Below are 19,337 nucleotides of genomic sequence, written 5' to 3'. Positions count from 1 at the left end.
TATGTATAAAGCGGTGAACAAGCTGACATAGAGCGTGCTATCATAAGATAATTGAGGAAGTCTCGTCCGCCACATTGTAGATAGCGGACACAGGAATGAACTATATGGACACAATGCTTTATCCCGAGTTGTATAAATCGCTCGAAGCCGTACGTTGGGACATGGAAAAAGACATTCCATGGGACCGCTTTGATGCCTCTTTATTGACGTCAGAGCAGGCTAACACGATTAAGATGAATGCCATTACCGAATGGGCGGCGCTGCCTGCAACAGAAATGTTCTTGCGCGATAACCACCATGACAGTGATTTTTCTGCATTCATGAGTATTTGGTTTTTTGAAGAACAAAAGCATTCTCTGGTGCTGATGGAGTATTTACGGCGTTTTCGCCCGGAACTATTGCCTACGGAAGAGGAGTTGCATGCCGTACGCTTTCCGTTTGACCCAGCACCGCCGTTAGAAACGCTAATGTTGCATTTCTGCGGTGAAATCCGCTTAAATCACTGGTATCGGTGTGCGGCCGGTTGGCATACTGAGCCGGTCATCAAGCACATTTATGAAACTATTTCGCGCGATGAAGCAAGACATGGCGGCGCCTATTTACGCTATATGAAAAAAGCGCTGGTGCAATCCGGTGATACTGCGCGTGCTGCATTCGCTAAAATTGGCGTGCTCATGGCGTCGGCCCGCCGGACTGAAAAACCTTTGCACCCGACTAATTTGCATGTGAATCGCGCGCTTTTTCCGCGTGACACGGTGCAATCGCGTTTACCTGATCCTGAATGGCTTGAGCACTGGCTTGATGAGCAGATACGTTTTGACGGCGATTGGGAAAATAAAGTGGTTGATCGAATTTTGCATAATTTATCGCTTATTTTTGATCGCACCTTTAAAACCGCGCAAGAATTAAACCGGTATCGCAAAGAAGTCATTTTACGTTTACAAGCTCAGAGCGGTAGTGCAACGGGTGAAGTTCCGCAACCTGCTTAAAGCCGGGCGAGTCACTGGCCTATCGGCCATTTGGGTGGTGGGGATCGTAGCCGTCGCACGGATATATAATTTCGTAGCTAGTGCTGCGCCCTCCCTTACCCGTAGAAGTAAGGCAGCCTTTTGCAACTAACTCGCTTAATTCGCGATAGGCTGTAGCGCGGCTGGTTTTAGTCAAACTTATATACTTACGGGTGTTGATGCCACCTTCAAACCCTTTAGGGCCAGCGTCCAACAAACGATTGAGCACTTTATGCTGGCGCTCATTGAGACTGTTTGCTTGATGATGTAACCAAAATTGAGCTTTAGCCAGAGTGTTGGTGATGGATTGTTGTGCGGCGGTGGCAGCTGCCTCAATTTGTATTAAAAACCAAACCAACCACTCGGTAACATCTAGGCCGCCTCTCTGCGTGCGCTCAAGGTAGGTGTAATAATTTGCTCGTTCCCGCAGAATTTGTGCAGATAAGCTAAAAAATCGCATCGATTGACGTTCATCTTGCGCTAATGCCATGTCAGTAATGGCACGAGCAAGCCGGCCATTGCCGTCTTCAAAGGGATGTAATGTAACGAACCACAAATGAGCGAGTCCCGCACGGATCAAGCCATCGCTCTTAGCCTCTTTGGCATTAAACCAGGTTAAAAAGCGCTCCAGTTCCAACTCTAGCCATGGTCTCGGTGGTGCAATGAAATGTACCCGTTCGTGGCCGATGCGACCTGAAACCACTTGCATTGGCGCATCCCCTCGCAATGCGCCAGAACGCACGGGATGCAGTACCGAATAACCATTGGGAAACAACGCTGCTTGCCAGCCCAGCAGGCGCTCGGTCGTAAGCGGAGCACTATAGTGCTGTGTTGCGTCCAGTAAAACTTCAATCAATCCGTCGACAGCGCGCGCCGGAGCGGGTAACCCAACCGTAGGCAATCCCAAGTGCCGGGCTACCGATGAACGGACTGCATCCAGGTTGAGTTGTTCGCCTTCGATCGCGCTTGTGGTTAAACCGTCTTCAACAAGAATAGAGGCTATCGCTTCACGCGTCAGATTGGTATCGAGCAAACGCGTGGCGCCTAATATTTTGCCTTGCGCTAACCGCGCACGGGCTAACGCTGGAGAAAGTTTATCTTGCTGCCAGCTAAATTGTGGCCAACCGGATTGTTGCCAAATCCACAGGTCAGATATTTGCATCATTTAATCGCTTCAATTATTGAAGCGATTATCGGCTGTAATCGCTTCATAGGCAAGTCAATTAAGCAAAATCATTGATCCTCAAGGCCTTGACGTGCAAAGCGGTATCTTCAACTCTGCCAGATACTTTTACGGCAAGGCTATGCAAGGTGAGTTTGCCCTCTTCATCAAGTTCAAATTTTTCCTTGTGCCCCAAGTAATGTAGATTGAAAGCTTGAATTGCATCCATCAGCGGCTCTACTCGATACCCAAGTGTCGTTAACGCATCGGCGGTATCAAAATTCTCTGGCAGTTCGCTCTGCCGCTCTTCCGGCTTCAGCCACAATCCAAACCCCTTGTCACCTAGCAAATCCCATGGGAAAAACCAATTGGGATCAACTTTCCGCCCGGGTGAGATATCTGCATGGCTAATAAAATTTTCAATCGGGATAGCGTGACGATCTTTGAGATCTTCAAGTAATTCCAAGAGCCTGTTGATTTGTTCATTTGGAAAAGGTTCGAATCCATTATTAACCAGTTCGATGCCAATTGAACAAAAATTGACATTTTCCACACCTTGCCACTTTGATACGCCAGCATGCCAAGCTCGATAGTTATCCGGAACTAAGCATATCAAATCGCCATCACGGTCAATCAAATAATGAGAGCTCACATTACGATCAGCCATAATTTTCACCGCTTTGGCTGCACTGTTAGTCACAGTATGATGCAAAATGATGTGGGTAATTTGCATGTCGACAGACCCGCGCTCATCTTGATTAACCGTAGGGGAAAGTTTCATTTGTTCCCAAAATGTATCAGGCTGCTTGCTTATTTTTTGCTGATTAGCAATATCATGTTTAAAACGTTGCGATAGAAAATGTTGAAAGACCTCATCTTGACGAAGCCTCTCTCGAAACGTGTATCGTTCAGTTTTTTCGAATTCTTTAAAATAAGCTGTTTGAAAACGCTCATTCTTTGCTGCATCTAAAAAAGCATTTTTTAATAACGTATTGTCCAGCGCGGCAGCGGATTCAGGCTGTGCCAATGCCTTTTCCAAAGCGGCTTCCGGCAATAGATGGCAGGCGCCTGTAATCGGCTTAACGGGTTGGACGGAGCGTATAGAAAACATTTGAATTTCTTTTAAAGAGTGTTCTGGGAGATTTGTATCGCCCCAATATAATTACTGTTATTTTTATGGTCAGAGGCGAGAGAAACGCCATGATGATGGTCGACAATACTTCTGCTTTCTTATGTCAATCGCAACGATGTGCGCCCCAAAAAATATACGAACGGGGATAGTTAAGAGGGTAGTCGAGATGGCCGGAGGTTTCGCAATGATTTATCCGGCTGTATTCGAGCGAGCAGGGGCGAGTGTTGACTTGAGTAACTGATGTAGTTCGTGGGTTTCGAGTGCACCAATATAGCGCTTCAAAATGCGCCCATTTTTATCAATCACAAAAGTAGTGGGGGTGAGTTGAATATTGCCAAATTTCTTCGCAGCGCTGCCATCATCAATGGCGACTTTGAACGGTAATTGGCGTGTTTGACTATAGTTTTTCACATAACTTGGCGTGTCGTAGCTCATTGCAACCGCGATAACTTCGAGCCCTTGGTCTTTGAATTCAGTGTAGGCGCTAATGAGCGTAGGCATTTCCTGGATACAGCTAGGACAGCTGGTTGCCCAAAAATTTACCAGATAGACTTTGCCTGTAAGCTGTTCAGTGGAAATTTTCTGGCCAGAAAGGAGCGTAAATGTCGCATGAGGCACATGCGGGGTCGAATTGAACGCGAGCCATGCAGCGCAGCCGAGAATGGTGGCGATGACTGATGCGATAACGTAGGCGATAAGCCGGCGGTGAGGACAAAGGCGCTGAAAAATATTCATATGCAAATTGTAAAGCATGAGTGATTGTTACTCGACAATCATTTTTCCAGTTTCCAGTCCTATTTGAATACCCGGCGATACTGAATGGCCTCGGCTATATGAGAAGCATCGAGCATTTTAACGTCAGCGAGATCGGCAATCGTCCGTGCGACTTTGAGTACACTGTAATAAGTCCGGGTTGACCAGCCAAAGCGAGAGCTTGCGCTGCGCAATAAAGTTTCTCCGGCAGGGTCTGGCCTGCATAGGGTGTCGATTTCACGGCCGCTTAGAAATCGGTTGGGTTGCTGTTGCCGCGTGAGTTGGCGCGAACGCGCAGCGACGACCCGGGCGGCTACGGTGGCGCTTGCTTCAGATGATAGTGTAGTCCGTTCGGCTAATTCGGCGGGAGTCAGCGCGGGCACTTCAATGTGTAGGTCAATGCGATCCAGCAGCGGCCCGGATAATTTGCGCCAGTAGCGAGCGGTATTTTCTGGCGAGCAGTGACATCGTCCATTTGGGTCACCCAGCCAGCCACAAGGACAAGGGTTCATGGCTGCGATTAATTGGCAGGCAGCAGGAAATTCAGCCTGATGCGATGCGCGTGAGAGGGTGATGGAGCAGGTTTCTAGGGGTTCTCGCAGCATTTCCAATGCGCACCGGTTAAATTCCGGTAATTCATCTAGAAATAATACGCCATGATGCGCTAGCGTAATTTCTCCTGGCCGAGGCGGATTGCCGCCACCGACTAGGGCGGTAGCCGTGGCCGAATGGTGTGGCGCACGAAACGGCCGACAGCGCCATTGTGCCGGTGTGAAGCCTAATGCGCTGGCACTTAATAGGGCCGCAGAGGCCAGCGCTTCTTGATTGGACATTGGCGGCAAAATACTGGCAAGACGGGTGGCGAGCATAGATTTTCCGGAGCCTGGCGGACCGATCATCAAAATATGATGGGCGCCGGCTGCAGCTACTTCAAGCGCGCGTCTGGCGGCACTTTGGCCGATAATGTCTGCCATATCGGGGAGGACGGCGGAATATATTGCCTCAACTGGCTTAAACGGTAGCAGAGGAGGGCTCAGCAAGCCAGCTAAATGAGCGCCTAGGGTGCGCAGATCAGGGGCCCCAAAAGCCGCAATCGTAGGCACGAGCGCGGCTTCAGCCGCGCAGCCTAACGGTAAGTAAAGATGAACGGGCGTTGCGGGCGATGGATTAGCTTTTGCGGCTTGGGCCGCAAGTCCACATGCCATGGCAAAAGCGCCGCGCATCGGCCGCAAAGCGCCGGTCAGGGATAATTCGCCGGCAAATTCGTGTGTATGTAGTGCCGCGGCGGGTAATTGCTCACTAGCGACCAAAATACCTAGCGCAATCGGTAGATCAAAGTGGCCAGATTGTTTGGGCAGATCAGCCGGCGCTAGATTGACCGTGATGCGGCGCACCGGAAATGTAAAACCAGAGTTTTGCAGTGCTGCGCGCACCCGCTCTCGGCTTTCACGCACTTCAAGTTCGGGCAAGCCGACAATAGAAAATGAGGGCAATCCATTGGCCAAATGGACTTCAACGGTGACTTCAGGTGCGCTTGCCGCCGTGAGTGCGCGGCTGTGAACCACGGCAAGCGACATACCTTATTTCCAGATACTCGTTTAATCCGTTTTAGACAAATTGAGCTCGCGCTCAAGCTGAGCCACGCGCAACTCAAGCTCTTCAAGCATTGCTCGGGTGCGGGCGAGGACTTGTGTCTGAATATCAAACTCTTCACGAGTGACCAGGTCTAGTTTAGCAAAGCCTTGCGTGAGCATGGCTTTCAGATTGTGTTCAATATCTTTGACGGGTGAATTTTTAAGTAAATCAGAAATTTTCGCCTGCAAGTCTTGAAAGAGTTCGCTAGGTTTCATAGTGTGACCTCGGAGCAATGCACAGAGGCTGTGCGTAAAAAAGGAAATATGAACGATGCAATGACTGCGCTATGGAAATGAATGATATGCCATACTAGTCACTGCTCGGTATCGGCGTGATGCAGATACATCACGCTTAGATAAGACGACTGTAGCATGAATGCCTCGTATACTTAAGTCTATTGGGTACGAATTAGCCATTTAGGCTGGATAAATATTTTTTTGGTTTTTGACGGAGTTTTTAATGAAATGGATTACCGCAATCATCAAGCCATTTAAACTCGATGAAGTGCGTGAGGCCTTGTCAGAAATTGGTATTTCTGGGATCACCGTGACCGAAGTTAAAGGTTTTGGCCGACAGAAAGGGCATACGGAATTATATCGTGGCGCTGAATATGTGATCGATTTTTTGCCGAAAGTCAAAATTGAGATTGCCGTGCCGAAAGAACTCGTTGAGCAGGTGATTGACGCCATTGAGCACACGGCACGCACAGGAAAAATTGGTGATGGCAAAATTTTTGTGGCGCCGATCGAACAAGCAATCCGGATTCGCACTGGCGAGACGGGCACGAATGCCCTTTAAGTATTCGCAACAAAGTGCATTATCATGCGTATATTAGTATATGCTAGGCTGGTTATAAATGGTATTTTGTACTCGACTACAGCATTGCATAGTCATAGAGTCTTCTACTTTAGGCTGATATGGCAGGTATTCTAATCATCGCACATGCTCCGCTCGCGGGCGCTTTAAAATGCTGTCTGTCGCATATTTATGGTGAGCTGCCGACGCGCATTGGGGCGATTGATGTTGTCCCCGATAGCGATCCAGCAGAGCTACTTGCCGCGGCGCGCAATGAACTGTCTTGCTTAATCAAAGATAATGGCGCGCTGGTGCTGACTGATCTTTTCGGGGCAACGCCTGCCAATATTGCGAGTCAATTGATCCCCCTGCCCCAGGTGCGGGTGCTGGCCGGGGTTAATTTACCGATGCTGGTACGGGCTGTTTGCTATCGTACAACCCCGCTTGATCAGCTGGCTGAGAAAGCACTAGCGGGTGGCGCAAAAGGTATTCAAGCGATCACTATTCCCTCAGGTCCTTTACCGCCCACTTCATCTTTATCTGAGTTTTACCAACCGGAGTACCATGCTGCAACAAGAAACCACCATTGTTAATAAACTGGGCCTGCACGCACGCGCTTCTGCCAAACTGACGCAACTTGCTGCGCGTTACCAATGTCAAATCTGGATGACGCGTAACGGTCGCCGGATTAATGCTAAGAGCATTATGGGCGTCATGATGTTGGCGGCTGGCATCGGTAGTACCGTATTAATTGAAGCAGACGGGGTGGATGAAGCCGAGGCAATGGCAGCGCTGCTAGCGCTGGTCGCGGATAAGTTTGGTGAAGGGGGGTAGGCGGTTGTTAAATCGTTTGCAAATCAAAACAAAAAGCTTACCTTAGGAGATTCGCGTGTCTTTTATGCTGCATGGAATTCCTATATCCAGCGGTATCGCGATCGGACGGGCTTATCTGATAGCGGCCACCGCGCTTGAGGTCGATCACTATTTTATTGATCCGGACCAGCTCGAGGCTGAAGTCGCGCGCTTTTGCGCCGCGCAAGATGCGGCCCAGCGCGAGCTCGAGATTTTATGTGCAGAATTGCCGCCAGATGCGCCGAGCGAAATGAGTGCATTCGTCAATCTGCACTCATTGATTTTGCGTGATGCAATGCTGGCCGAAGCCACCGTTGATTTGATTCGTACCCGCCACTACAACGCCGAATGGGCATTGATTGAGCAGCTTGAGCGTTTGGGCCGTCATTTCGATGAGATTGAAGATGAATACCTACGTGAGCGTAAGGCGGATGTTGAACAGGTTGTCGAGCGTGTATTAAAAGCCCTGGCGGGCTCATCCTTTGCCGTGGCGGCGATCGCCGATAAAGCAGCCAGCACGGCTGACCATGGTGAAATGATTATTGTGGCGCACGATATCGCACCGGCCGACATGCTGCAATTTAAAACCCAAGTTTTTCATGGCTTTGTGACAGATTCGGGTGGGCGGACTTCGCATACGGCAATTATGGCGCGCAGCTTAGGCATTCCGGCCGCGATTGGCGTGCAACAGGCCAGTTCTTTGATTCGCCAAGATGATCTGATCATTGTAGATGGCGAGCGAGGCGTGGTCATTGTTGACCCTCCGCCGATTGTGCTGGAAGAATATATCTATCGGCAAAGCGAAAAAACGCTGGAGCAACGCAAGCTACAAAGACTTAAATTCTCGCCGACGCAAACCCTAGATGGCACGCCGATCGGACTTTATGCAAATATTGAACTCCCTGAGGATGCAGGCGCCGCACTGGCTGCGGGGGTGGTGGGCATTGGCCTTTTTCGGACCGAGTTTTTGTACATGCATAGTCAGCATGCGCTACCCGATGAAGAAGAGCAATTTGATGCCTATCGGCGGGTGATTGAGGCGATGAAAGGCTTGCCTGTCACCATTCGTACCATTGATGTGGGCGCGGATAAATCGCTTGATATGCGCGAGGTTGAGGATACGGTTAATCCGGCGCTCGGTCTACGTGCAATTCGTTGGAGTTTATCCGAGCCACAGATGTTTCTGACCCAGTTGCGCGCTATTTTACGGGCCTCGGCTTTTGGGCCGGTGAGATTACTCATCCCGATGTTGGCGCATGCGCAAGAGATCGCTCAAACGCTCGATTTACTTGAACAAGCCAAGGGCCAATGCGATGACGCCGGGCTGGTTTATAGTTCAGAACTTAAGCTTGGCGCCATGATCGAAATTCCGGCGGCGGCACTTGCTGCCCAGCTTTTTTTAAAGCATTTTGATTTTTTGTCAATTGGCACGAATGATCTGATTCAATATACGCTGGCGATTGACCGTTCTGACAGTGCGGTTGCCCATTTGTATGACCCCCTGCACCCTGCGGTCTTGCATTTAATTGCGCATACTTTGCGGCAAGCAAAGCAAGCTGGTGTCTCAGTGTCAGTGTGCGGTGAAATGGCGGGTGATCCTGCGTTTACCCGTTTATTGCTGGGTATGGGCTTAACTGAATTTTCAACCCATCCTGGCCAGCTACTTGTGGTTAAACAAGAGATCTTGCGCGCCCATCTGCCGACGCTTGAAATCGCTGTGCAAGAAGTCCTGGCAGCCTATGAGCCGGCAGAGCTGCAAGCGGCACTACGGCGATTAGCGCAAGTGTAACGCTTGTGGGGGCGGTCGGGTAAATCACCACGCTGATGAAGGGCCGCCTTGGCATGGCTGCGATTGATGTTTATGAGAGCGAGCCAATTTTACAAGGCTACAATTTACTGCGTATGAAAAACGTGATTTGCACGCCACATATCGGTTATGTAGAACGTGAAAGTTATGAAATGTATTTTCGGGCGGCGTTTGAGAATATCTTAGCTTATCTAAAAGGCGGCATCTATCATGTCGTTAATCCGGAGGCTTTATCGTCAAATCACCGTCATTTGCGAGGCAAGCATGTATCCATTACACCTGCAATTGCACGTGCATAATGGATACCGCTCTAGTGTATTTAAAAAAATTAAAGCAGGAATTTCTCTTTATTTTTACCGGCAATCCAATTGGGTGGCTTACCACGGCCGCTCCAGGTCTGGCCTGTGCGTGGATTTTTATATTTAGGGGGTAGTGGCGCTTTGGCACCGGCTTGGGTTCGCTTAGAACTTGTGAGTCCTAGATCTGAAAGGTTTAAATCATAATCGATTATTTTCTGCTTGATCTCAGCGATAACAGCAGTCAATTCCCTTTTCCGGGCTTCTTGCGCTTGTGCTTGCAATTGCTCAATTTGAAGTTGTAGAGCCTGATAAGTGGGCATCTCTTGCTTTCCCTTATATTAAATAAAAATAGAGTATAAATGATCTCACAAAAAGATTATTTAAAAAAGTGAAAATCAGTACTAATCGTACATAATGCGAGCCGTAATGCGCCTTGTGCGGAATTGCCTTGCGCGGGCCGTAAACGCGCGCTGTGGGTGATGGGTACATATGGGGCAAAGGCAGCTGCCAGTCCGCCGCATAGCGCAACGGGTAAAGTACCGGTTGGGTCAAGCGCCTCTATCATCTTGGCGATTTCATCGCCAGCACTGATCAGCAGCGTTTGTGCAAATGAGTGGTTGGCGTGAGTAAAAACCAGTGGCGCCAGCGATGCGTATTGCGTTTGCTTGGCATTGCCTAACCAGGTGAGCATACTCTCCCGGTCATCTACGCCAATCGCGCTCAGGATCGCGGCCGCAAATGCATCGCGGGCGGTACGCGCGTCCAATGCGTGTTGAGCGTGTTGCGCAAGCCGTAAACCTAATGCTGCGCCACTGGCTTCATCGCCGGAAGGAAAGCCATAACCGCCTATTATTTTGCGCTTGCCCTGCGCATTGAGGACGACGCCTACACTACCAGTGCCGAGGGCGATAATCACACCAGGCTGACCGCTATGGGCGCCAAGTAGGGTTGTATAACCGTCTGTTTCAACCGTAAGCGCTTGGCATACAGGCGCTTGTGCGATGAACTGGGTGCGCCACTCCGGATTGTCAACTCCGGCTAGACCACAGCCTAATGCGCATTGAGTCCAGTTAAGGGGTTGGCCGATTTGGTTAAAGGCGGCGGTGCACAGTGCCGTCACCTCCTGCCAGGCAGCATGAACCCCTAGCCCAAGGGCCGAAGGCCCCCCATTCGCTTGGGCGAGGATCGTACTATGTACATCGGCTAACAGTACCCGCGTGCCGGTGCCGCCGCCATCAATCCCAATTAAATAAGACGGTGCATTCAAGGTTTCGGATGAAGTCATGCCCGGCATTATCCCGGGCTATATTAAAGCCGGCAATCCCTCAATAAAGACCAGGCCAAACAAAGCCCCAAGTAGGGCGCCCGCGATACGCAAGCTGGTTAATTTTAATTTGGAGGCAACGGGAATTGAGCCAAGCATAATTGCGCCCGCTAAAGCGAGCGGGAGCAGCAAAATGAGGTCATCGAGCGTGAAACTTTCCATCATTGCCTCCGTTTATTTGATGTTACTTTTTCAGTATAGTTGATAGCTTGGTTAAATGTGTCCAAAGGCAGTCATAATCTAAATTTTGGTGTGGACGAATAGATGATGGTCGATAATTTGAAGTTAAAGCGACAGATTGCAGCGCTGCGCGAAGAAGGGTTTGTGGTGGTGCGTGGCTTGGTCGATGCTAAGCGTTGTGCGGCGATTAGAGGGGTGGCTGAGGTGCAACTTGCCGCCAATGCAGCACCGCTTGAATATGAGGCAGATTTGAGTTATCCCGGTGCCCCGGCATCGCGGCAGGCGGCAGGCGGGGAAACCGTGCGTCGGTTACTGGATGCGTATGGCCGTGATGCGTTATTTCGGCAATGGGCCGGGTCGCCAGAGATCGCGGCTTGGATGGAAATGTATTTTGGTGAGCGGGCAGTTTTGTCACGCGTGCATCATAACTGTGTCATGACCAAGCATCCAGCGTACGGCAGCTTAACTGGCTGGCATCGAGATGCCCGTTATTGGTCATTTAAGCGCGATGACCTGGTCTCTGTGTGGCTCGCGCTCGGCCCTGAAAAAGTCGAGAATGGGGCGCTTTGGCTGGTGCCTAAATCTCAGCGTTTGCAGTTATCCGCTGAGCGTTTTGATCAGGCGAAGTTTTTTCGTGCTGAGCCGCCAGAAAATATTGAATTGATCAATACCGCTTGTTCTACAGAGCTAGAAGCCGGGGATGTGGTGTTTTTTCATTGCAATACGTTGCACTCGGCGGGGCCAAATAAGACCGATGCGGTAAAGTTCTCATTGGTTTTTACTTATCACGGGGTTAGCAATCCGCCGCTACCGGCTTCGCGTTCCGCGTCGCACAGCGAAGTGGCTTTGGCTTTAAGTCGTGCTTAAACCCGCCGCGCGCATGAGGATGCGAAATAAATAAGCGACCGCGCCTAGGGCCAATACACTGACTGTCCATAGCAAAATAAACCAACCGAGCTTTTTGCACCATCCTCCTAAGCTTGGCCCGCTTGTCGGGTGTGGTGGCGGCAATTTGCTAGGAGCAGAGTTGTTACTCATTAATGATAACCATCGCCGTGACGTGTTTTACCGCGAAAGACGTAATAGCTCCATGCGGTATAAAGCAGTATGACGGGTAGAATGAGTAGCGTGCCAATCAGTGCAAAGCCTTGGCTTTGGCTAGAAGAAGAGGCCTGCCAAATAGTGATGTTGGGTGGGATAATGTTTGGCCATAGGCTAATACCAAGTCCACTATAACCCAAAAAGATCAGCGCCAAGGTGAGTAAGAATGGCGCAGCATGCGCATCTTTAACAGTCCGCAGCAGATGATATATAGTCAGCGCGACTAATAGTGGAACGGGTAAGAAATAAAATAAATTGGGCAAACTAAACCAGCGGTGTGCAATTGCGTCATGTGTCAGCGGAGTCCAGACACTAAGGACCGCGATAACAGCGAGCAAAATCCAGGCCAGCGGGCGGGTAAGAGCGCGCATACGTTGCTGTAGCTCACCATCGGTTTTCATGATGAGCCAAGTGCTGCCTAGTAACGCGTAAGCGGCCACTAATCCCAAACCCGTAAAAACCGAAAATGGCGTAAGCCAGTGCAGTATATCGTCGCCGGTGTAAGCGCCGGTATAGACATCGACTGACTCAATGCCATGAATAAATCCGCCTAAGGTGACGCCTTGGAAGAAGGTGGCGGCAATTGAGCCACCGATAAAAGCTTTATCCCAGAAATGTTGCTCGTGTTCTGCTGCTTTGAAACGAAACTCAAACGCGACGCCGCGAAAGATTAAGCCAATCAGCATAAAAATAAGTGGCAAATAAAAAGCGCTCAGAATGGCTGCATAAGCAATCGGAAAAGCCGCTAGCAAGCCTGCTCCGCCGAGCACCAGCCAGGTTTCATTACCATCCCAAACGGGCGCTACGGTATTCATCATAACATCGCGGTCTTCCTTGCTTTTAAAAAAAGGATAGAGAATGCCGATGCCCAAATCAAAGCCGTCCATGATGACATACATCATGACGCCAAATAAAATAATAATGGCCCAAAGGAGTGGAAGATCGATACCCATGATACTCAAATAGATTGAAAAGAGGTTTCTGGATTAGTTTTTTGGATCAGCATTGTGCGCCTCATCTTCTAAAACCGCGGGTGCAGCGGAAAGCGGCCGCATCGGTTGGTGTAGCTGGCCCGGTCCGCCAAGATTTTCCTCTTTGCCTTCGTTGAGGATCGGTCCTATTTTAGCTAAACGCATCATATAGGCAATGCCAGCCCCAAATACGACTAGATAGACCAACACAAAGAGCACTAAAGAAATGCCTAGTTGCAATGCGCTATGCGTAGAGACAGCGTCGGCGGTGCGCATCACACCATAGACCGTCCAAGGTTGGCGTCCAATTTCAGTGGTGTACCAGCCGGCGAGAATGGCGATAATCCCTGTCGGCCCCATCCATAAGGCAAAGCGCAAAAATGCACGAGAGTGGTACAGGCGGTTGCGGCAGCGCAAATAAAATCCCCAGACTCCTAGCGCAATCATTAAAACGCCCAAGCCGACCATCGTGCGGAAGCTCCAGAACACAATCGTGGCATTGGGCCGGTCTTGTGGTGCAAATTCTTTTAAACCTGGAACTTGACCATCCCAGCTATGCGCTAGAATTAAGCCGCCTAAACGGGGAATTTGAATGGCGTAGCGAGTCTCTTCACGGCTCATATCCGGCCAGCCGAACAAGGTAAGCGGCATGCCTGGGCCGTCGTGATTTTCCCAATGCCCTTCGATCGCAGCGATTTTGGCAGGTTGGTACTTAAGCGTATTGAGACCGTGAAAATCGCCAATTATTGCTTGCAGGGGCGCTACCAGCAATGCCATCCAAAGCGCCATTGAAAACATTTTGCGGATGGCCGGCTGCTGACGACCGCGTAGCAGGTGCCAGGCCCCGACCGCAGCGACGAAGAGCGCCGTGGCCAGGAATGCGGCCACGCCCATGTGCACTAGTCGGTATGGGAAGGATGGATTAAAAATAACCTGCAACCAATCGGTTGGCACGACTTTGCCATCCACGATTTCATAGCCTGCAGGCGTATGCATCCAGCTATTGGAGGCGATAATCCAAGTGGCCGACACTAAGGTGCCAAGCGCTACCATGATCGTCGACAGAAAATGCAAGCCTGGGCCGACCCGGTTCCAGCCGAACATCATCACACCTAAAAACCCGGCCTCAAGGAAAAACGCAGTGAGCACTTCATAAGCCAGCAAGGGGCCAGTAACACCGCCTGCAAACGCTGAAAAATAGCTCCAGTTAGTGCCAAATTGGTATGCCATGACTAGGCCAGAAACCACGCCCATGCCGAAATTAATGGCGAAAATCTTTAACCAAAAATGATACAGATCTTGATACACCGGTTTGCGGGTGCGCAGCCACCAACCTTCAAGCACAGCTAGATAACTGGCGAGACCAATCGTTAATGCTGGGAAGATGATATGGAAGGAAATGGTGAAGCCGAATTGAATCCGTGCAAGTATTAAGGCGTTCAGCTCAACCATATGACTCTATAAAATGATTAAATTTTGACTAAAAGCAGGTGCCTTCTTAACGAACAGCGCCCTTAAAAAACTCCATTTATATTTTAGCGTAAATCAGGCAACTAAAGTGGTCAATTCCAGAAGTGAGTGCAAAGAAGGCGAGTTAAACCAATCTCAGAAATGGGCCTTGGAGGACGTCGATCAGTGCCGTGCGCAAAAATTTTTCGCGCATTGCTAGCAGAAAAAAGACCTGCATGAAGTATTCAGAAAACTCAAAAAATATGAGCTGGTATAAAATTCCGCTGTGCTGAATATATTGCGACCCAAGTTTAGCGTTGATTGTGACGCGTGGTTTTAAAAGGAAACAGAATGCCTAAACCCTCCGTAGCCGCTCCTAGTAAGCGGTCTTTTCCTATTTCTCTTGGTCTGATTGCCGCCTCTATTGTGCTCCTTGGCTTAGTTTTAATGCCTGCTTTGCCTGGCCTGCCGGTGGCTGGCCAGCGGATGTTGGCAATTTTAGCGTTCGCGGTGATTGTCTGGATCACTGAGGCGGTGACGTATGAGGTGAGTGCGGTGTTGATTACCGTGCTGATTGCTTTTTTGATTGGCGCGGCGCCCCGGGTGGACGATGCGACTCTGGCATATGGTACGGCGGGCGCTCTCTCAATGGCCTTGGCGGGTTTTTCCGATCGCGCCTTGGCGCTAGTGGCGGCAGCGCTGTTTATTTCTGCCGGCATGACCTCGACCGGGTTTGATAAGCGCATCGCACTGGTGACATTGTCCAAGATTGGTTCCAGCACACAGCGGATTATGATTGGCACGGTGTTGGTGACGGCGATGCTGTCATTAGTGGTGCCTAGCGCGACTGCGCGAGGGGCGTGTATGGTGCCGATTATGCTTGGCGTTGTGTCCGCCTTTGGTTTGGATCGACGCTCTAATATTGCTGCTGGCATTATGATTGTGGTAGCGCAAAGCATTGGCATTTGGAATATTGCGATTCAAACCGCTGCGGCGCAGAATTTACTGACAGTCGGTTTTATGGAACGCATCCTTGGGCAGCGTGTGACTTGGGGCGAATGGTTGATTGCCGGTTTGCCGTGGGCCATTGTGATGTCCGTCATTCTGTTATACGTCGTACGTAAAATGTTGCCGCCAGAAACAGAGACTATTCCCGGGGGCGCTGAAGCGGTGCGCCGATCATTGGCGGAATTGGGTCCGATGACCTCTGCCCAAAAGCGCCTGCTGCTGATTTCGTTGACGCTGCTGGCATTTTGGTCAACTGAAGGTAAGTTACACTCATTTGATACAACCTCAGTCACTTTTGCCGGACTGGCTCTTTTGCTGATGCCCCGGATTGGCGTGATGAATTGGAAAACGCTTGAATCACGAACGCCTTGGGGTACGTTGATTGTATTTGGCATTGGCATTAGCCTAGGGACGGCCTTGTTAACCACGCACGCAGGTCAGTGGCTAGGGGATCAAGTTGTGCAGCATACAGGGCTGGACGTGTTGAGTCCCGGCCTAATATTTGCCGTGCTCAGCCTATTTTTAATTGTCATTCACCTAGGGTTTGCGAGTGCAACGGCATTGACTTCAGCCATGCTGCCGATCTTAATTGCTGTGCTGCAGACGGTGCCTGGTGATTTTAATCGACTGGGTTTGACGATGTTGCTAGGCTTTACGGTGAGCTTTGGTTTTATTTTACCGATTAACGCTCCGCAGAATATGGTTTGCTTGGCGACCAATACTTTTACGACTCGACAATTTACCAAAGTAGGTTTTGTGATGACCTTGATTGGCTATGCCCTGTTGCTGGTTTTCTCGCAAACTTACTGGAAGTTCTTAGGCTGGGTTTAAATGAGTCGCTCTGAACAGAGCTAGTGCGGGTCAAGACGCAGCGTGATATTTTAAAAAAGCCAGGGAAGTTGTAGGCTTTTTGTAAAATTCACGCTGCTGTGGTGTCAAGCGAAGGTTCTACCCTGCTTAAACAAAGCCCGTACACGCTCTAAATCAGCGGCCGTATCTACGCCTCCAATAGGTGCTTGATCCGTTAAATGGATAGCCATAGATTCGCCATGCCACAGCGCGCGCAATTGTTCCAGAGCTTCCGCTGCTTCTAAAGAGGACGGCGTTAAGCTTGCAAAGCGGCGTAAAAAAGCAGCGCGATACGCGTATATACCAATATGGCGATACACTGGCAGCAGGCTTGGGTCATCTGTGCTATTCGCGCTGGTTGCTTGGTTGACTGAAAAGCCAGTTTCTCCCATCACGTCTTGCCACGCATCCCGCGCCCAAGGAATCGGTGCGCGGGAGAAGTACAACGCATACCCTCTGGCATCGAGCACCACTTTAACCACATTGGGGTTGAAAATTTCTTCGCGGCTACTCACGGGGTGCGCGGCGCTCGCTAACGCGCAGCTAGGGTTTGCCGCCAGATGGGCGGCCACTTCCCGAATCAATGTAGGGTTGATCAGTGGCTCATCGCCTTGCACATTGACGATGATCTGGTCATCCGCCCAATCCAACTGGGTCGCAAGCTCGGCAAGCCGGTCGGTGCCACACTCATGATGCTTGGCTGTCAACATAACCTCTACATTATATTGATTGGCACACTCGACAATCCGCGAAGAATCCGTCGCAATGATCGTGCGTTGTGCGCCAGATGTCTGCGAGCGTTGCGCCACATGTATCACCATCGGCTTATCGCCAATTTCAGCCAGCGCCTTTTCAGGCAGCCGGGTGGATTGAAGGCGAGCGGGGATGACTACATCAAAACGTATGTCATGCACGAAAAAACTCCTGGATTAGAAAGGCTTAGCGGTAAATAGAGGTAACCAATTGCGTCGTGAAAAAACGATAACAGTTAACCTACTAACCGCAAATTTCAGCCTCATATCAAATTTGCGAACAGGCTCCCTAAAAAGCACGGCTTGAAAAGCTGCCAAAGTGATTATTGCATATTTATGCAGGAGTCCTGACGGTGTTCCAACCCCCCCATTTTTGCTCTGCTACAATTGCTGCTTGCTTGGGTGGTGTAGCTCAGCCGGGTAGCCTACATATACATGGAGTGCAGGTGGTCGGAGGTTAAATCCTCTGGCCCTGCTCAAAACAAAAATAGCCATCGCGGTGCATTAATTGCATGAAAGGAGAGACACGTGGCGCAGCTAAATTATTGTCCAATCAAGAAATCTGCGAGTGTGCGGTGCAGTCACCGTCACGCTATGATAAGCGCTGTTGTGAAGCTCTTTGTCTAAGCTATCTCTAGCGCGGGCATTGGGCTGGTCCGCGGCGGCCACCCTGATTAAAATTGCCGTGGATTTGCTACTCATTAAGTGGCTGGCAGTGGCTTTTGGCCCAGACGGCGTGGGCCGTGCCGGGAACTTTATGGCGCTGGTTGCGGTATTAAGTGCGCTCTCAGGTGCAGGCATTCACAATGGCGTGACCAAATATGTCGCTGAGTTTCAGCACGATCCAGTCCGTTTGCGCCGCCTGCTTGGTACCGCTGCTGCTCTCGTGCTGGGTTGCTCGAGTTTGCTGGCGCTGCTGTTTATTTTGGCCGCAGCTCCGCTGAGCGAACTGCTATTTGGCTCTAAAGACTTCCAGGGCGTGCTGCGGGCGATCGCTTTAATTCAATTAGGCATGGCCTGCGCTCAATTTTTTCTGGCCATCTTGAAAGGCCGATCCGATGCGAAAGGGACTGCGCTATCGATGATTAGCGGCAGTTTGCTTGGCCTCGGGGCATACTGGATCGCGTTTCGTTGCGGTGGTTACCAGGGCGCCCTGATTGGGCTCGCTTTGGTACCTGCGTTATTGGTATTGCCGGCAGGGATCATGCTGTGCAAAAGCGGCATCGTGCCGCGCAACGGGCTGCAGCTAACCTGGGATGGTGGGCTCGCGCGTAACTTGCTTAAATTTACGGCGATGATGATCCTGACTGCTATCTCGCTGCCGATCGCCTATACCGCCATAAGAGAGCTGCTGGCGGTGCATTACGGTTGGGACGAAGTCGGCATTTGGCAGGGAATGAACCGCGTATCGGAAGCGTATCTGCAATTGATTACGGCACCCTTCACGGTGTATTTGCTGCCAGCGCTTTCCAGGCAAAAAGCCAAGCAAGACTTCGCGCACGAAATCGGCCGCGCGCAGCGCTTTTTGTTCCCGCTAGCAGTCGCCGTCAGTTTGAGTCTGTGGCTGCTGCGCGATAGTGTGATTGGATTATTCTTTTCAGTTGAATTTAGGTCGATGCGTGATCTTTTCGCGTGGCAGTTGAGCGGCGATGCGTTCAAGATAAGCGCCTATGTGTTCGCTTATCTAGTCACTGCTCGGGCTTCGCTGAGCCTTGGCGTGCTAACCCAAATCAGCCAGTTTGGTTTGCTCCTACTCTTTTCGCACGGGTTGATTCCGGCTGGCGGCGCGCTCGGGGCGGTGCAAGCTTATGCGGCAACTTACGTTATTTATTGCGCCTTGTGTGCATCTGCATTTTTCTTCTACTGTAAGAAGGATTAGTCTTCTCTATCGTTGCTGGCTGGCATTGTATGCAGCGTGCGTACGCTGCCAGCTGCTACGCCTAGGACAAGCCAGGTATTGCCTATTTCAACGACCAGCACTTTTTCTTTGGGCGTAAGAGCGGTACTGCTTAAGACTTTGATTAAGCCTGGACGTCGTAGCGGTGGTCGCATGCCAAAGCGGCGGGTGGCCCATGCGCAAGCATAGGCAAGCCCAATGACGGCAATCAGCCAAGCGATGGTCTGCGCCACTGAAGCCAGGCCTACTGTGCTCGGTAGTGGGGCGTGTTCATTAGCTAGGGCTGTAGCGGGCAGCAAGATGACCGTGGTGAGGGCGCGGCATAGCGCAGTGCGCACAGTAATACTATGCATGATTCAGTTCC

General features: G+C 50.5%; 21 protein-coding genes and 1 pseudogene. 9 read left to right on the top strand and 13 right to left on the bottom strand.

Annotated elements, in window-relative coordinates; genetic code table 11:
- Positions 1 to 104: 104 nt before the first annotated feature.
- Positions 105 to 989, top strand: a complete 885-nt coding sequence (locus tag NQD60_RS08755) for a ferritin-like domain-containing protein (RefSeq protein ID WP_257100508.1) — start codon at positions 105 to 107, stop codon at positions 987 to 989.
- 19 nt (positions 990 to 1,008) lie between these two features.
- On the opposite strand, the gene NQD60_RS08750 is transcribed toward NQD60_RS08755, so the two are convergent.
- From NQD60_RS08750 to NQD60_RS08730, 5 genes are all read right to left on the bottom strand, one after another.
- Positions 1,009 to 2,172, bottom strand: coding sequence for a Fic family protein (locus tag NQD60_RS08750; RefSeq protein ID WP_257100507.1), 1,164 nt, complete (start codon positions 2,170 to 2,172; stop codon positions 1,009 to 1,011).
- A 58-nt stretch (positions 2,173 to 2,230) separates the two neighbouring features.
- The gene (locus NQD60_RS08745; protein WP_257100506.1) at positions 2,231 to 3,280 is read right to left on the bottom strand and encodes an N-acetylmuramoyl-L-alanine amidase; all 1,050 of its coding nucleotides are present in this window, start codon (positions 3,278 to 3,280) and stop codon (positions 2,231 to 2,233) included.
- A 210-nt stretch (positions 3,281 to 3,490) separates the two neighbouring features.
- The gene (locus NQD60_RS08740) at positions 3,491 to 4,036 is read right to left on the bottom strand and encodes a TlpA disulfide reductase family protein (protein ID WP_257100505.1); all 546 of its coding nucleotides are present in this window, start codon (positions 4,034 to 4,036) and stop codon (positions 3,491 to 3,493) included.
- A 59-nt stretch (positions 4,037 to 4,095) separates the two neighbouring features.
- Complete coding sequence (locus tag NQD60_RS08735; protein ID WP_257100504.1) at positions 4,096 to 5,631, bottom strand: YifB family Mg chelatase-like AAA ATPase; 1,536 nt, start codon at positions 5,629 to 5,631, stop codon at positions 4,096 to 4,098.
- A gap of 21 nt (positions 5,632 to 5,652) precedes the next feature.
- Entirely contained in the window at positions 5,653 to 5,904 is a 252-nt protein-coding gene (locus NQD60_RS08730; RefSeq protein ID WP_223692667.1) for an accessory factor UbiK family protein, read from the bottom strand.
- A 244-nt stretch (positions 5,905 to 6,148) separates the two neighbouring features.
- Between NQD60_RS08730 and NQD60_RS08725 the strand changes: the two genes are divergently transcribed.
- The 5 genes and pseudogenes from NQD60_RS08725 to NQD60_RS08705 all read left to right on the top strand — a co-directional run.
- Complete coding sequence (locus NQD60_RS08725) at positions 6,149 to 6,487, top strand: P-II family nitrogen regulator (protein ID WP_257100503.1); 339 nt, start codon at positions 6,149 to 6,151, stop codon at positions 6,485 to 6,487.
- A 119-nt stretch (positions 6,488 to 6,606) separates the two neighbouring features.
- The gene (locus NQD60_RS08720) at positions 6,607 to 7,077 is read left to right on the top strand and encodes a PTS sugar transporter subunit IIA (protein WP_257100502.1); all 471 of its coding nucleotides are present in this window, start codon (positions 6,607 to 6,609) and stop codon (positions 7,075 to 7,077) included.
- Positions 7,049 to 7,318, top strand: a complete 270-nt coding sequence (locus NQD60_RS08715) for an HPr family phosphocarrier protein (RefSeq protein WP_223692660.1) — start codon at positions 7,049 to 7,051, stop codon at positions 7,316 to 7,318. The genes NQD60_RS08720 and NQD60_RS08715 overlap by 29 nt, the downstream gene beginning before the upstream one ends.
- Positions 7,319 to 7,373: 55 nt before the next feature.
- Complete coding sequence (ptsP, locus tag NQD60_RS08710; RefSeq protein ID WP_257100501.1) at positions 7,374 to 9,125, top strand: phosphoenolpyruvate--protein phosphotransferase; 1,752 nt, start codon at positions 7,374 to 7,376, stop codon at positions 9,123 to 9,125.
- Between the two features lie 50 nt (positions 9,126 to 9,175).
- Positions 9,176 to 9,442, top strand: a pseudogene (locus NQD60_RS08705) (NAD(P)-dependent oxidoreductase); the annotation flags it as partial.
- A gap of 29 nt (positions 9,443 to 9,471) precedes the next feature.
- Here NQD60_RS08705 and NQD60_RS08700 read toward each other — a convergent pair.
- Genes NQD60_RS08700 through NQD60_RS08690 form a run of 3 tightly spaced genes read right to left on the bottom strand, consistent with a single transcriptional unit; the run spans position 9,472 to position 10,931 of the window.
- The gene (locus NQD60_RS08700) at positions 9,472 to 9,762 is read right to left on the bottom strand and encodes an H-NS family nucleoid-associated regulatory protein (RefSeq protein WP_223692656.1); all 291 of its coding nucleotides are present in this window, start codon (positions 9,760 to 9,762) and stop codon (positions 9,472 to 9,474) included.
- A 56-nt stretch (positions 9,763 to 9,818) separates the two neighbouring features.
- On the bottom strand, positions 9,819 to 10,709 hold the full coding sequence (locus NQD60_RS08695) for a BadF/BadG/BcrA/BcrD ATPase family protein (RefSeq protein WP_257101306.1): 891 nt from the start codon (positions 10,707 to 10,709) through the stop codon (positions 9,819 to 9,821).
- Between the two features lie 36 nt (positions 10,710 to 10,745).
- On the bottom strand, positions 10,746 to 10,931 hold the full coding sequence (locus NQD60_RS08690) for a hypothetical protein (RefSeq protein WP_257100500.1): 186 nt from the start codon (positions 10,929 to 10,931) through the stop codon (positions 10,746 to 10,748).
- Positions 10,932 to 11,030: 99 nt separating this feature from the next.
- Here NQD60_RS08690 and NQD60_RS08685 point away from each other — a divergent pair, with 99 nt between their 5' ends.
- The gene (locus NQD60_RS08685) at positions 11,031 to 11,813 is read left to right on the top strand and encodes a phytanoyl-CoA dioxygenase family protein (protein WP_257100499.1); all 783 of its coding nucleotides are present in this window, start codon (positions 11,031 to 11,033) and stop codon (positions 11,811 to 11,813) included.
- Here NQD60_RS08685 and NQD60_RS08680 read toward each other — a convergent pair.
- Genes NQD60_RS08680 through NQD60_RS08670 form a run of 3 tightly spaced genes read right to left on the bottom strand, consistent with a single transcriptional unit; the run spans position 11,799 to position 14,470 of the window.
- Entirely contained in the window at positions 11,799 to 11,984 is a 186-nt protein-coding gene (locus tag NQD60_RS08680; RefSeq protein ID WP_257100498.1) for a DUF2474 domain-containing protein, read from the bottom strand. The genes NQD60_RS08685 and NQD60_RS08680 overlap by 15 nt on opposite strands.
- Complete coding sequence (cydB, locus tag NQD60_RS08675) at positions 11,984 to 13,000, bottom strand: cytochrome d ubiquinol oxidase subunit II (protein WP_257100497.1); 1,017 nt, start codon at positions 12,998 to 13,000, stop codon at positions 11,984 to 11,986. Before cydB ends, NQD60_RS08680 begins: the two co-directional genes overlap by 1 nt.
- A gap of 33 nt (positions 13,001 to 13,033) precedes the next feature.
- Positions 13,034 to 14,470: a cytochrome ubiquinol oxidase subunit I gene (locus NQD60_RS08670; protein WP_257100496.1), complete on the bottom strand. Its 1,437-nt coding sequence runs from the start codon at positions 14,468 to 14,470 to the stop codon at positions 13,034 to 13,036.
- Positions 14,471 to 14,818: 348 nt separating this feature from the next.
- Between NQD60_RS08670 and NQD60_RS08665 the strand changes: the two genes are divergently transcribed.
- On the top strand, positions 14,819 to 16,306 hold the full coding sequence (locus NQD60_RS08665; RefSeq protein ID WP_257100495.1) for an anion permease: 1,488 nt from the start codon (positions 14,819 to 14,821) through the stop codon (positions 16,304 to 16,306).
- 104 nt (positions 16,307 to 16,410) lie between these two features.
- On the opposite strand, the gene kdsB is transcribed toward NQD60_RS08665, so the two are convergent.
- Positions 16,411 to 17,238 carry a 3-deoxy-manno-octulosonate cytidylyltransferase gene (gene kdsB, locus NQD60_RS08660; RefSeq protein WP_257100494.1) on the bottom strand — a complete coding sequence of 276 codons (828 nt, stop codon included), beginning with the start codon at positions 17,236 to 17,238 and terminating at the stop codon, positions 16,411 to 16,413.
- Positions 17,239 to 17,695: 457 nt separating this feature from the next.
- On the opposite strand from kdsB, the gene wzxE reads away from it, so the two are divergent.
- On the top strand, positions 17,696 to 18,955 hold the full coding sequence (gene wzxE / locus NQD60_RS08655; protein WP_257100493.1) for a lipid III flippase WzxE: 1,260 nt from the start codon (positions 17,696 to 17,698) through the stop codon (positions 18,953 to 18,955).
- On the opposite strand, the gene fliO is transcribed toward wzxE, so the two are convergent.
- Positions 18,952 to 19,326 (bottom strand): flagellar biosynthetic protein FliO, encoded by a 375-nt coding sequence (fliO, locus tag NQD60_RS08650; RefSeq protein ID WP_257100492.1) that lies wholly within the window; start codon positions 19,324 to 19,326, stop codon positions 18,952 to 18,954. The two genes, wzxE and fliO, sit on opposite strands and share 4 nt — an antisense overlap.
- Positions 19,327 to 19,337: the final 11 nt, after the last annotated feature.

Source organism: Mycoavidus sp. SF9855 (assembly GCF_024582735.1).
Taxonomy (GTDB): domain Bacteria; phylum Pseudomonadota; class Gammaproteobacteria; order Burkholderiales; family Burkholderiaceae; genus Mycoavidus.
This window is presented reverse-complemented; position numbering and strand designations above follow the sequence as displayed.